Here is a 12744-nt window from a genome sequence, read left to right as displayed (position 1 = left end):
CCTCAAGCCAAATTGACAACGGCGGACTCGCGAGCCCCCTGCTGTGCCGAATGTTGGAACCAGGCCAATTGCCCGTGCAAATTCACTACTTCGCCAATTACTAACAGTGCTGGCGTGGGCGCGGCGGCTGCCAGCGCTTCCAGTTGATCTAAGGTTCCGGTCAGCACCTGCTGATCCTGACGCGTACCGCGCCCGATCACCGCAACGGGTGTGGAGGCCGCGCGGCCATGTTTGATAAGCCCGGCGGCGATTTCCGCTGCTTTCACCGTGCCCATATAAATCGCTAAGGTTTGACGTGCGCGCGCCAGCGACGGCCAATCAATGCCGTCGCCATCAGCGCGGCAGTGACCGGTAATAAACAGCACGCTCTGCGCGTGGTCGCGATGGGTCAGCGGGATACCGGCATAGGCGGTTGCGCCGGCTGCTGCGGTAATGCCCGGCACCACCTGGAACGGAATGCCTGCCGCCTGCGCCGCCTGCAACTCTTCGCCACCGCGGCCAAAGATAAACGGATCGCCGCCTTTCAAGCGCACCACGCGTTTGCCCTGTTTAGCCAGCGTCACCAGCATCTGATTGGTCTCTTCCTGCGGCACCGAATGCGCACCGGCGCGTTTGCCGACGCAGATGCGGTCGGCATCACGGCGCACCAGCTCAAGCACTTCGTCGCTGACCAGATGGTCATACAGCACCACATCGGCCAACTGCATCACCTGCAAGCCACGTAGCGTCAGCAAACCGCTGTCGCCCGGACCGGCGCCTACCAGTGTGATTTCACCCTGATTGTCGCTGTCGTTCTCCAGTTCGTGATCCAGCGTGCGCCGCGCTTCATTGACGTTGCCCGCCGCCATCTGGCTGGCGAACCGACCATTAAAGGCGCGTTCCCAGAAACGACGGCGTTCAGACATGCGGTGATAGCGCTGCTTCACCTTATCGCGCCACTGGCCAGCCACTTCCGCCATCTGTCCGAGATTGGCCGGCAGTAAAGCTTCAATTTTTTCACGTAGCAAACGCGCTAATACCGGCGCGGTGCCGCTGGAGGAGATCGCCACCACCAGCGGTGAACGGTCAACAATCGACGGGAAGATAAAGCTGCATTTCGGCTGATCGTCCACCACGTTCACCAGCTTGTGGCGCGCGTTGGCAGCATCGAACACCTGCGCGTTAAGCGCGTTGTCATCGGTAGCGGCAATCACAAGGAACACGCCATCCAGCTGAGCCGGATCGAAGCTGTGGGCGATCCATTCAATCGCCTCAATTTCCAGCAGCGCCTGCAGCTCATGGCCGAGTTCGCGCGCGGCGACCAGCACGCGCGCGCCGGCACGCCGCAGCAGTTCTATTTTGCGCGCAGCGATTTCGCCACCGCCGACAACCAGCACCGGACGGCTTTTGAGATCGGCAAAGAGAGGCAGATAATCCACGTTAACCTTGCTAGTTTTACAATAAGTTAACGCGACTATACGTCCCGCCCTTCGGACAGATGAAATTACGAATTGGAATGAGTAGTTACCGAATGGAATAACGACCCAGGATTGCTGATAACATTTTGTGCTTAACAAATGATATTGCTGGTGTTTCGGAGCAAATCAAATTGTGCAAGCGTCATCACAGTTTCATACTATCTCGGAATTTTTTTAGCATCACTGGATGTCAGAAAAGGACTATCACTATGTTTGCCACTTTCCGCCGCTGCGTGCTGGCAGCACTGCTTGCGGGCGGTTTGCCTTTCTTAGCTCAGGCTGCGAGCACTTCTACCGCGCCGGGGCATTTTGCCGAACAGCAATTACGCCATATCGCCACCTATTTTCCCGGCCGCTTGAGCGGCAGCCCGGCCGAGTTGCTGACTGCCGATTATCTGCAACAGCAGTTCAGCCAGTTGGGATATCAGAGTAATACCCGCCAGTTTAAAACCAGCTATAACTGGCTGGAGAAAAAGGGCGAGAGCCGCACGCACAAAGTGACTGCCACCTCGGTGATTGCCGCGCGTGCCGGTGAAGTGCCGCAGGAGATTCTGATCGTCACGCATCTGGATACCTGGACGCCGCTCAGCCGCCATGAAGCGGATAACAATCTTGGCGGCCTGCGTTTGCAGGGCGTGGATGACAATGCCTCCGGGCTGGGCGTGATGCTGGAGCTGGCGCAGGCACTGAGTAAGACGCCGCTGCATTACGGCGTGCGCTTTGTGGCGCTGAGCGCCGGTGAAGCCGGTTTGCACGGCATGGATGATTATCTGGCGCGCATGAGCGTGCAAGAGAAGAAGAACACGCTGCTGGTGATCGATCTGAATAGCCTGATCGTCGGCGATCATCTCTACTTTAATAGCGGCATCAATACGCCATCGGCGGTACGCAAGCAGACCAGCGCGCGCGCCGTGCAGCTGGCGCACCGCTACGGCATCTCAGCGGCCAGCCACGCGATGACCGCACGCGATTATCCCGGCGTGAACCCGTTCGATAAAGCTGGCATGCCATTGCTGGATGTCACCGCCGCCAACTGGGCGCTGGGCAACAAAGATGGGCAGCAACAGCGCGCGCGCTCCAGCCACTTCCCGGCAGGCAACGTGCGCCATCAAACCGAGCGCGATAACCTCAACTATCTCGATCACTGGCTGCCAGGCCGCATCACGCAACGCACGCGTGACAGCGTGAAGATTTTGCTGCCGCTGCTAACCGAGCTCGCTAATCCGACAACCTGAGGATTCACTATGTACGTGGTATATCTGAACTATTTTCGTCCGGTAGAAGAAGTGGAAGCGTTACTCGACCCACATGTTGCGTGGCTTAATCGCTATTTTGACAGCGGCGTCTTTATTGCGGCGGGACGTAAAGATCCGCGCACCGGCGGCGTGCTGCTGGTGAAGGATATTGATCGTGCGCGGCTGGACACTATCCTGGCGGAAGATCCGTTTGTGGCAGTGGCGCATTATGAAGTTACAAAAGTGAATGTGACGCGTGCGGCGGAAGAGTTTGCAGTGTTGAAAGGGATTTGATTGTGCTGGCTGTCCCCCATCCCGGCCTTCCCCCGCGAGCGGGGGAAGGAGATGCTGCCACATGCAGCTTCAGAATTAACATATGGCAGCATCTTCCTCCCCCATTCATGGGGGAGGACCGAGGAGGGGGAAAGCGAGCACCAACCGAGGTGGGGGACAGCCAGCACTTACCAATCAACCCTCATGCAACCCGCACTCGCGCTTCAGGCCGAAGAAGCGTGTCTCTTCTTCTGCCATGCCCGGTTCCCACTTTTTGGTGGTATGCGTATCGCCCACTGACAGATAACCTTCATCCCACAGCGGATGGTATTTCAATCCGTGTTGGGTCAGATATTGATGCACCTGACGGTTATCCCAATCAATGATCGGCAGAATCTTGAACACGCCGCGCTGCACCGCCAGCACCGGCAAGCTGGCGCGACTGCCAGATTGATCGCGGCGCAAGCCAGCAAACCAGGTTTGCGCGCCCAGCGTTTCCAGCGCGCGGTTCATCGGTTCCACTTTGTTGATCTGGTTGTACTGCTCAATCCCTTCGACGCCCTGCTCCCACAGTTTGCCGTAACGTGCTTCCTGCCATGCCGCTGAGGTATCAGCACGGAAAATCTGCAGGTTGAGATTGAGCTTATCAGTCAGCTCATCAATGAAGCGATAGGTTTCCGGGAACAGATAACCGGTATCGGTCAGGATCACCGGAATGTCCGGCTTCTGCTGCGTCACCATATGCAGCAAAACCGCCGCCTGAATACCAAAGCTGGATGACAGCACAAATGCGCCTGGCAGCTGTTCTAATGCCCAGCCCACACGTTGTTCAGCGGAGAGTTTCTCCAGCTGCACGTTGCTTTCAGCCAGCGCCATAATGCGGTCAACTTTTGATGAACCATTCAGTGCTGCGAGATCGAGTACCGTCATACTGCCTCCGAGTCCCAGAAATCACGGGCGGGATCAACCACGGCTTTAATGATGCCGGTGCGAATCACGAAGTCGCCGAAGCCTTCATCAGCCTGACGCTCGGTTGCCCAGCGCGCCACTAGCTCATCAATGCTGGCAAGGATTTCACCTTCGTTGATGTTCTCGCGGTACATGCGTGGGATGCGCGTGCCTTCGCGGTTGCCGCCAATATGTAAGTTGTAACGGCCCGGCGCTTTGCCCACCAGACCTAACTCCGCCAGCAAAGCACGGCCACAACCATTTGGGCAACCGGTAACGCGTAACACTATGTGCTCTTCGCCGACGCCGTGCTTGTGCATGATCTCTTCCACTTTGGTGACGAACGACGGCAGGAAGCGCTCGGCTTCTGCCATCGCCAGCGGACAAGTCGGGAACGCCACACACGCCATGGAGTTTTCACGCTGCGGCGTGACCGCTTCCATCAAACCGTGTTCACGAGCGATGGCTTCGATCTGCGCTTTTTGCTTCTCCGGCACGCCAGCCACAATCAGATTCTGGTTGGCGGTCAGGCGGAAATCGCCCTGATGCACTTTCGCGATTTCAGCGATGCCGCGTTTCAGCGGACGGCCAGGATAATCCAGCAGACGGCCGTTCTCGATAAACAGCGTCAGGTGCCACTTCTTATCGATGCCTTTCACCCAGCCAATACGGTCGCCGCGCGAAGTAAACGCATACGGACGAATCGGTTCGAATGTCAGACCGGCACGCTTTTCCACTTCCGCTTTGAAGGTCTCAACGCCGACGCGTTCCAGCGTGTACTTGGTCTTGGCATTTTTACGATCGGTACGGTTACCCCAATCGCGCTGCGTGGTGACCACCGCAGCCGCCACGTCGAGGATCTTCTCAACCGGCAGGAAACCAAACTCGCTCGCGGTGCGCGCGTAGGTCGCTTTGTTGCCGTGATCAATCGACAAGCCGCCGCCAACCAGCAGGTTAAAGCCAATCAGCTTGCCCTTCTCGGCGATGGCGATGAAGTTCAGGTCATTGGCGTGCAGATCGACATCGTTATGCGGCGGCACCACAACCGTGGTTTTGAATTTACGCGGCAGATAGGTTTCCCCAAGAATCGGCTCTTTGTCTGTGGTCGCGACCTTCTCTTTGTCCCACCAGATTTCAGCGTAAGCGCGGGTTTGCGGCAGCAGATGCTCTGACAGCTTTTTCGCCCATTCGTACGCTTCCTGATGCAGCTCTGATTCCACCGGATTCGAGGTGCACAGTACGTTGCGGTTAACGTCGTTGGCGGTCGCCAGCGCATCCAGCCCGACTTCGTGCAGCATCTGGTGCGTCGGCTTCACGTTCTTCTTCAGAATGCCGTGAAACTGGAAAGTCTGACGGTTAGTCAAACGGATGCTGCCGTAAATGGTTTTATCGGTGGCGAATTTATCAATCGCCAGCCACTGCGTTGGCGTGATAATTCCGCCCGGCAAACGGCAGCGCAGCATCATGGCGTGACGCGGTTCGAGTTTCTGCGCTGCGCGCTCGGCACGAATGTCGCGGTCATCCTGCTGGTACATGCCGTGGAAACGGATTAGCAGGAAGTTGTCGCCGGTGAAGCCGCCGGTCAGACCATCGTCGAGATCGTCGAGGATGGTGCCGCGCAGGTAGTTGCTCTGTTTTTTCAGACGCTCAGCGTCGACCAGCTTGCCTTCAACGACCAGCGGTCCAGGATGTTTTTCGCTCATTAGTAAACGTCTCGCTGATAACGGCGCTCAATGCGCAGCTCACTTAAAAATTCGTCAGCCGTTTCACGATCCATGCCGCCGTGTTCGACCACCACATCCAGTAATGCCTGCTCAACGTCTTTTGCCATACGATTGGCGTCGCCGCAGACGTAAAGGTGCGCGCCTTCCTGTAACCAGCTCCACACCTCCGCACCTTTGGCGCGGATTTTATCTTGTACGTAAACTTTCTCGGTCTGATCGCGTGACCATGCCAGATCGATATTGGTCAGCAGGCCATCTTTGACGTACTTCTGCCACTCCACCTGATAGAGGAAATCATCGGTGAAGTGCGGGTTGCCGAAGAACAGCCAGTTTTTGCCGCCTGCGCCATCGTTGTCACGCTGCTGCATAAAGGAGCGGAACGGCGCGATGCCGGTGCCCGGACCAATCATGATCACTGGCGTTTCCGGATTAGCCGGTAAGCGGAAGTTATCGTTGTGCTCGATGAAGACGCGAATTTCGCCATCCTCTTCGATACGATCCGCTAACCAGGTTGAGGCGCCGCCGCCGCGCTGGCGACCGTCAATTTCAAAGCGCACCGCACCCACGGTGATGTGCACTTCGGTTTCGTTCTCCGCCTGTGATGAGGCGATGGAGTACAGGCGCGGCGTCAGCGGACGCAGTAGGCCAGTTAATTGTTCGGCATTTAGTTCTGTCGGTGCCTGACGCACCATATCGACAATCGGGAAGCTCTGCGCATAGCTCTGCAGCTTCGGCTTGTCACCGGCCAGCGCCAGCAACGCGTCATTGCGGGACAGCGCCGCATACTGCTCAACGATTTGTGGCGTGTTGACCGTCAGCTCGAAATGCGTTTTCAGCGCTTCGGCCAGCGGCAAGGTTTTGCCCTGCACCTCTACCGGCTCGTCACCTTTCAGCCACACCAGCTGCAGCAGTTCCTGCACCAGCTCGTCATCGTTTTCAAACCACACGCCCAGCGCATCGCCCGGCTGGTAGCGCAGGCCAGAATCGCCAAGGTCGATCTCAATGTGACGTACATCTTTATCAGAATCGCGTCCGGTGATCTTCTGGTTAGCCGCAAAGCTGGCCACCAGCGGCTCTTCTTTGGTGTACGGACTGCTGTCGACCAGATTGACGCTGCCCGCCGCAGTAACGGCGGCCTGGGCTGGCGATTGGCTCGGCACACGCGCTTTCAGAATCTCGGTGATCTGCTGACGCCACGCGTTCGCCTGATCTTTGTATTCAACATCAGCATCCACACGATCCAGCAGACGTTCTGCACCCAGCTCAGCCAGACGCTCATCAAAGTCTTTGCCGGCTTTGCTGAAAAACTCATAAGAGGTATCGCCAAGACCGAACACCGCAAACGCGGTACCCTCAAACTTCGGCGCTTTCTTCGACAGCAGGAACTTGTGCAGCGCCACGGCTTCTTCCGGTGGCTCGCCCTCGCCTTGCGTGGAGGTGACAACCACCAGAAGCTTTTCCTGACCGATCTGCTTGAATTTGTAATCGCCGGCGTTAACCAGATTGACGCTCAGCTTGGCGGCCAACAGGTCATCACGCAGCTGCTCAGCCAGGCGACGCGCGTTACCGGTCTGCGAGGCGGAGATCAGCGTAATGGTCGGGGTTTCTGCCTGAACCGGCGCTGGCGCGGCAACCGCACCCGGCGTCTGATTGACCATGCCCCAGAAATAGCCGGAGAGCCAGGCCATCTGAGTGGTGTTGAAATCCGTGGTCGCCGCCTGTAAGCGCGCGAGTTGCTCCGGTGATAACGGAAGCAGTGAACCTGGTGCCTGAGTCGTCATTGCGTTAAAAATTCCAGTGTCAGAAGTCCGGATCAATATGTTGCGAAAGAATGCGTAGGTTACCGGGCTGTATATTAACGATTAAATAAGCCTTCGACATATTAAATAACCAAAATGACTAAGTGGTTTTTCGGGTAAAGTTAACCAGCAAAAGTGGTAAATGAAGGCGATATGATTCAATGAGTTAATTAAGCGTTTGACTTGAGATGCCGCAAAATGCCCTTTTCGTTGCCAGCGGGTGCGAAAAATCTGCAATTCAGGTAGACTTCAGCGGTTTTTAAGTCTGAGAGCCATTATGTCTACCACGTTATTTAAAGAGTTCCAGTTCGAATCTGCCCACCGCTTACCTCACGTGCCGGAAGGCCACAAATGTGGGCGTTTGCACGGCCATTCGTTCCTGGTGCGATTAGAAATTACCGGCGAAGTGGATGCGCATACCGGTTGGGTAATGGATTTTGCCGAACTGAAGGCGAAGTTTAAGCCACTGTATGAACGCCTTGATCATCACTATCTGAATGACATTCCGGGTTTAGAAAACCCTACCAGTGAAGTGCTGGCAAAATGGATTTGGGATCAGATGAAGCCGATTCTGCCGGAATTAAGCGCGGTGATGATTAAAGAGACCTGCACCGCCGGTTGTAACTACAAAGGTTAATTGTGTTTTCGGGCTGCGTTAGTGCAGCCTGACTTTCCTGCTATACGCTTCTTTACTTACCTTTCATCCCACTGTCATCTGTCGCCTCTACGTTGTTGTCTCCTTCATTAAAGATCAAGAGAATCAACAATGAACCTGGTAAAACGCCTTTCCCTGATTGCAGTTTTTGTTTCCGCCTCTGCCGCCGTTCAGGCGCAAAATATTCTCGATTTTCCACAACCGGATAAAGTGCCGGATGAGTTCTTTGCCGTAACCGAAATTCCAGCGGGTGGCATGATCAAATATGAAACCGACGCCAAAACCGGCTTTATTTTTGCAGACCGTTTTCAGTCAATGCCGGTTGCCTATCCTGCAAACTATGGCTCACTGACGCAGTCGCTGGCGGGAGATGGTGATCCGCTGGATGTGATTTTCTATACCCGCGCGCCGCTGCAACCGGGCACGCTGATCAAACTCCGTCCGATTGGCGTGCTGAAAATGATTGATGGTGGCGAAAAGGACGACAAAATCGTCGCGGTGCCAACCAGCAAAATCGACCCGACCTACGACGACATTAAAGAGATGAGCGACCTGCCGAAGATCGAGCAGGAACGTTTGCAGGCATTCTTCCGCGTGTATAAGCAGTTGCCGGATGGCCGGAAGAAAGTTGAGCTGAACGGTTTTGAAGATGCGGCGAAAGCCAAAACTGAAATCAAACAGGCGTTTGATGCTTATAAAGCGAAGCAGTAAAGGTTGCGGTCGCCATGAATGGCGACCCTACATGTTAGGTGCGCATTAATGCGCACCGCGCCAACTCAGGCGATATTCAGATATTTGTGCGTCTGCATCGAAAGCCGCCAGTTGCGGGCGATGCAGGTTTCAATACAGAGTTTGGTGGCCGCATCGCCACGGCTGATCGGTTGCAGCGCCACAATGCGCTTTTTATCGTCGTGCAATCCCGCCAGCAATTCGTCTAACGCTTCCACATCACGCTCACGCGCCACCGGATGCTTGATTTCATCTGCGCGCTGCAATGCCTGCGGCAATACGTCGTAGCCACCACGCATATTCACCTTGGGTGAAACCGTCACCCAGGTTGCGTCAGAACACTGCACTTCGTGCGTGCCGCTGGTTTCGATCTGGCAGGCAAAACCCGCCGCTTCTAATTGTTCCGTCAAAGGGCGCAGATCAAAAATCGCCGGTTCGCCGCCGGTGATCACCACATGACGTGCAGTCCAGCCCTGACGTTGAATGGTGTCGATCAGCATCGCCGCATCGGCGCTGCCCCACGCATCGCTTTCCACGGTTTTAACCAGAATATCGCCGAGCGAGGTCTCCCGATCCGCCCGCTTTTCCCAGGTATGTTTGGTATCACACCAGCTACAGCCCACCGGACATCCTTGTAAGCGGATGAACAGCGCCGGAACACCGGTGTAAAAACCTTCGCCCTGCAGCGTCTGGAACATTTCGTTAATCGGGTAGAACATTTTTCACTCACGTCTAAAATTTGAGGCGCAGATTATGGCAGATCTTGCGCGCTGAGTAACAGCTGCTTCGTGCCAAATAAAAGCAAAAGCCCCGCACAAGGCGGGGCTCTATTCAGACGATGCCGCCCGCAGGCAGCATACTCAGACGATTACGCCTGGCCTTTAACTTCTTTCAGACCGTTGAACGGTGCTTTGCTGCCCAGTGCTTCTTCGATACGAATCAGCTGGTTGTACTTAGCAACACGGTCAGAACGGCTCATAGAACCGGTTTTGATCTGGCCAGCTGCAGTACCTACCGCCAGGTCAGCGATGGTTGCATCTTCGGTTTCACCTGAACGGTGTGAAATCACCGCAGTGTAACCCGCATCTTTCGCCATCTTGATTGCAGCCAGAGTTTCGGTCAGTGAACCGATCTGGTTGAATTTGATCAGGATGGAGTTAGCGATGCCTTTATCGATACCTTCTTTCAGGATCTTGGTGTTGGTTACGAACAAGTCGTCACCTACCAGCTGGAGTTTGTCGCCCAGCACTTTGGTCTGGTATGCGAAACCAGCCCAGTCAGATTCGTCCAGACCATCTTCGATAGAAACGATTGGATACTGATTAGCCAGATCTTCCAGGAAGTGCGTGAACTCTTCAGAAGTGAAGGCTTTGTTGCCTTCGCCAGCCAGCACATATTTGCCGTCTTTGTAGAATTCAGATGCTGCGCAGTCCATCGCCAGGGTGATGTCTTTGCCCAGCTCGTAGCCTGCTGCTTTTACCGCTTCAGCGATAACAGCCAGTGCTTCGGCGTTAGAACCCAGGTTTGGCGCGTAGCCACCTTCGTCACCTACAGCAGTGCTCATGCCTTTCGACTTCAGCACTTTCGCCAGGTGATGGAAGACTTCAGAACCCATGCGAATTGCTTCTTTCAGGGTTGGCGCGCCAACTGGCTGAATCATGAATTCCTGGATGTCGACGTTGTTGTCGGCGTGCTCACCACCGTTGATGATGTTCATCATTGGCAGCGGCATAGAGTATTTGCCTGGGGTGCCGTTCAGTTCAGCGATGTGTGCGTACAGCGGCAGGCCTTTAGAGGCAGCAGCAGCTTTAGCAGCAGCCAGTGAAACCGCCAGAATGGCGTTAGCACCGAAGTTAGATTTGTTCTCAGTACCGTCCAGCTCGATCATGATCTTATCGATGTTCGCCTGGTCTTTGGCATCTTTACCGGTTACCGCGTTAGCGATTGGACCGTTAACAGCCGCAACCGCTTTGGTTACGCCTTTGCCCAGGAAACGAGATTTGTCACCGTCACGCAGCTCCAGTGCTTCGCGAGAACCGGTTGATGCACCTGATGGCGCAGCAGCCAGACCAACGAAACCGCCTTCCAGATGCACTTCTGCTTCTACAGTTGGGTTGCCACGGGAGTCGATGATTTCGCGACCGATGACTTTTACGATTTTGGACATTCGATTTTCCTCAGTACAAGTTAGTCAATCCTAAGACAAACAACGCGCGAAAAGTTCGCGCGTTGTTCGTGAAACTTACTTCGCTAAACGCTTCTGGTGTTCCTGCGCGGCTTTCACAAAGCCAGCGAACAGCGGATGACCATCGCGTGGGGTCGACGTGAATTCCGGGTGGAACTGACAGGCAACAAACCACGGATGGTTCGGGATCTCAATGATCTCAACCAGCTGATCGTCGCCAGAACGACCGGCAATATGCAGACCCGCCGCTTCAATCGGCTTCAGCAACATATTGTTTACTTCGTAACGATGACGGTGGCGCTCGGTAATGATTTCAGAGCCGTACAACTGACGCACTTTGCTTTCCGGCGTCAACTGGCACTGCTGGCTGCCCAGACGCATGGTGCCGCCCAGATCGCTCTGCTCAGTACGCTGCTCAACGTTGCCCTCTTCGTCACGCCATTCGGTGATAAGCGCAACCACCGGATACTTACAGTCTGGCACAAATTCCGTAGAGTTCGCGCCTTCCATACCGGCAACGTTGCGGGCAAATTCCATCAGCGCAACCTGCATGCCCAGGCAAATCCCCAGGTAAGGCACGTTGTTCTCACGGGCGTATTGCGCCGTCATCATTTTGCCTTCCACACCGCGGTAGCCGAAGCCGCCAGGGATCAGAATAGCATCCAGATCTTTCAGTAATTCGACACCGCGCGTTTCAACATCCTGCGAGTCGATCAGTTTGATGTTCACGGTAACGCGATTTTTCAGGCCGCCGTGTTTCAACGCTTCAATCACTGACTTGTATGCATCCGGCAGTTCGACATATTTGCCGACCATACCGATGGTCACTTCGCCGCCCGGATTGGCTTCTTCGTAAATTACCTGTTCCCATTCGGCCAGGTTCGCTTCCGGTGCGTTCAGATTGAAACGCTTGCAGATGTAATCATCCAGACCTTGCGATTTCAGCATGCCTGGAATCTTGTAGATGGAATCCACATCTTTCAGGGAAATAACCGCTTTTTCTGGCACGTTACAGAACAGCGCGATTTTAGCGCGTTCGTTCGCAGGCACAGCGCGGTCAGAACGGCAGATCAGCACGTCTGGCTGAATCCCGATCGACAGCAGCTCTTTCACTGAATGCTGGGTTGGCTTGGTTTTCACTTCGCCTGCGGCCGCCATATACGGCACCAGCGTCAGGTGCATATACATGGTGTGTTCACGACCGACATCGACCGCCATCTGGCGAATCGCTTCGAGGAACGGCAGAGATTCGATATCACCCACGGTACCGCCGATCTCAACCAGAACGACGTCATGACCTTCGCCGCCTTCAATGATGCGCTCTTTGATGGCGTTGGTGATGTGTGGGATAACCTGAATCGTGGCGCCCAGATAGTCACCGCGACGCTCTTTGCGCAGCACTTCTGAGTAGATACGACCGGTAGTAAAGTTGTTGCGGCGCGACATTTTAGTGCGGATGAAGCGCTCGTAGTGACCTAAATCCAGATCGGTTTCGGCCCCATCATCGGTAACAAATACTTCACCGTGCTGCGTTGGGCTCATGGTACCCGGATCGACGTTGATGTACGGATCGAGTTTCATGATGGTCACATTCAGACCACGTGCTTCAAGGATAGCTGCGAGGGAGGCTGCGGCAATGCCTTTGCCCAGAGAGGAAACGACCCCGCCGGTCACAAAAATATAATTCGTTGTCATGCTGAACCTGAGAGTTTAGGTTTAAAGACGGTGGAATAACCAAG

The 12744-nt window shown here is 55.1% G+C and carries 11 protein-coding genes; 4 read left to right on the top strand and 7 right to left on the bottom strand.

Going from position 1 to position 12744, the window contains the following annotated elements; genetic code table 11:
* Positions 1–2: 2 nt before the first annotated feature.
* Positions 3–1418: a siroheme synthase CysG gene (cysG, locus tag BM323_RS21975; protein WP_008104552.1), complete on the bottom strand. Its 1416-nt coding sequence runs from the start codon at positions 1416–1418 to the stop codon at positions 3–5.
* Positions 1419–1666: 248 nt separating this feature from the next.
* Here cysG and BM323_RS21970 point away from each other — a divergent pair, with 248 nt between their 5' ends.
* Positions 1667–2692: an aminopeptidase gene (locus BM323_RS21970; RefSeq protein WP_091004313.1), complete on the top strand. Its 1026-nt coding sequence runs from the start codon at positions 1667–1669 to the stop codon at positions 2690–2692.
* 9 nt (positions 2693–2701) lie between these two features.
* Complete coding sequence (locus tag BM323_RS21965; RefSeq protein WP_008104557.1) at positions 2702–2986, top strand: YciI family protein; 285 nt, start codon at positions 2702–2704, stop codon at positions 2984–2986.
* Between the two features lie 174 nt (positions 2987–3160).
* On the opposite strand, the gene BM323_RS21960 is transcribed toward BM323_RS21965, so the two are convergent.
* Genes BM323_RS21960 through cysJ form a run of 3 tightly spaced genes read right to left on the bottom strand, consistent with a single transcriptional unit; the run spans position 3161 to position 7418 of the window.
* A complete protein-coding gene (locus BM323_RS21960) occupies positions 3161–3895 on the bottom strand; it encodes a phosphoadenylyl-sulfate reductase (RefSeq protein WP_008104559.1) in 735 nt (244 codons plus the stop codon).
* Complete coding sequence (cysI, locus tag BM323_RS21955) at positions 3892–5616, bottom strand: assimilatory sulfite reductase (NADPH) hemoprotein subunit (RefSeq protein ID WP_008104561.1); 1725 nt, start codon at positions 5614–5616, stop codon at positions 3892–3894. The genes BM323_RS21960 and cysI overlap by 4 nt, the downstream gene beginning before the upstream one ends.
* Complete coding sequence (cysJ, locus tag BM323_RS21950) at positions 5616–7418, bottom strand: NADPH-dependent assimilatory sulfite reductase flavoprotein subunit (RefSeq protein ID WP_008104563.1); 1803 nt, start codon at positions 7416–7418, stop codon at positions 5616–5618. The genes cysI and cysJ overlap by 1 nt, the downstream gene beginning before the upstream one ends.
* A 292-nt stretch (positions 7419–7710) precedes the next feature.
* Here cysJ and queD point away from each other — a divergent pair, with 292 nt between their 5' ends.
* The gene (gene queD / locus BM323_RS21945; protein WP_085982351.1) at positions 7711–8073 is read left to right on the top strand and encodes a 6-carboxytetrahydropterin synthase QueD; all 363 of its coding nucleotides are present in this window, start codon (positions 7711–7713) and stop codon (positions 8071–8073) included.
* A 129-nt stretch (positions 8074–8202) separates the two neighbouring features.
* The gene (locus BM323_RS21940; RefSeq protein WP_008104567.1) at positions 8203–8802 is read left to right on the top strand and encodes an inorganic diphosphatase; all 600 of its coding nucleotides are present in this window, start codon (positions 8203–8205) and stop codon (positions 8800–8802) included.
* A 65-nt stretch (positions 8803–8867) separates the two neighbouring features.
* Here the strand turns inward: BM323_RS21940 and queE are convergent, their stop codons facing one another.
* The 3 genes from queE to pyrG all read right to left on the bottom strand — a co-directional run bounded on the left by queE (position 8868) and on the right by pyrG (position 12700).
* Complete coding sequence (queE, locus tag BM323_RS21935) at positions 8868–9539, bottom strand: 7-carboxy-7-deazaguanine synthase QueE (RefSeq protein ID WP_008104569.1); 672 nt, start codon at positions 9537–9539, stop codon at positions 8868–8870.
* 149 nt (positions 9540–9688) lie between these two features.
* On the bottom strand, positions 9689–10987 hold the full coding sequence (eno, locus tag BM323_RS21930; RefSeq protein WP_008104571.1) for a phosphopyruvate hydratase: 1299 nt from the start codon (positions 10985–10987) through the stop codon (positions 9689–9691).
* Positions 10988–11062: 75 nt separating this feature from the next.
* Positions 11063–12700 (bottom strand): glutamine hydrolyzing CTP synthase, encoded by a 1638-nt coding sequence (gene pyrG / locus BM323_RS21925; RefSeq protein WP_007891723.1) that lies wholly within the window; start codon positions 12698–12700, stop codon positions 11063–11065.
* Positions 12701–12744 lie beyond the last annotated feature (44 nt).

The sequence above is a fragment of the Pantoea sp. YR525 genome, assembly GCF_900116775.1.
GTDB classification, from domain to species: Bacteria; Pseudomonadota; Gammaproteobacteria; order Enterobacterales; family Enterobacteriaceae; genus Pantoea; species Pantoea symbiotica.
The sequence above is the reverse complement of the archived record's forward strand: the minus strand, read 5'-3'. Positions and strand labels throughout refer to the sequence as shown.

Excerpts from the sequence above, each read along its gene's own strand:
- cysJ (WP_008104563.1), bottom strand. The coding sequence starts at position 7,418 with ATGACGACTCAGGCACCAGGTTCACTGCTTCCGTTATCACCGGAGCAA.
- cysI (WP_008104561.1), bottom strand. The coding sequence starts at position 5,616 with ATGAGCGAAAAACATCCTGGACCGCTGGTCGTTGAAGGCAAGCTGGTC.
- BM323_RS21940 (WP_008104567.1), top strand. The coding sequence starts at position 8,203 with ATGAACCTGGTAAAACGCCTTTCCCTGATTGCAGTTTTTGTTTCCGCC.
- eno (WP_008104571.1), bottom strand. The coding sequence starts at position 10,987 with ATGTCCAAAATCGTAAAAGTCATCGGTCGCGAAATCATCGACTCCCGT.
- BM323_RS21970 (WP_091004313.1), top strand. The coding sequence starts at position 1,667 with ATGTTTGCCACTTTCCGCCGCTGCGTGCTGGCAGCACTGCTTGCGGGC.
- queE (WP_008104569.1), bottom strand. The coding sequence starts at position 9,539 with ATGTTCTACCCGATTAACGAAATGTTCCAGACGCTGCAGGGCGAAGGT.
- BM323_RS21965 (WP_008104557.1), top strand. The coding sequence starts at position 2,702 with ATGTACGTGGTATATCTGAACTATTTTCGTCCGGTAGAAGAAGTGGAA.
- BM323_RS21960 (WP_008104559.1), bottom strand. The coding sequence starts at position 3,895 with ATGACGGTACTCGATCTCGCAGCACTGAATGGTTCATCAAAAGTTGAC.
- pyrG (WP_007891723.1), bottom strand. The coding sequence starts at position 12,700 with ATGACAACGAATTATATTTTTGTGACCGGCGGGGTCGTTTCCTCTCTG.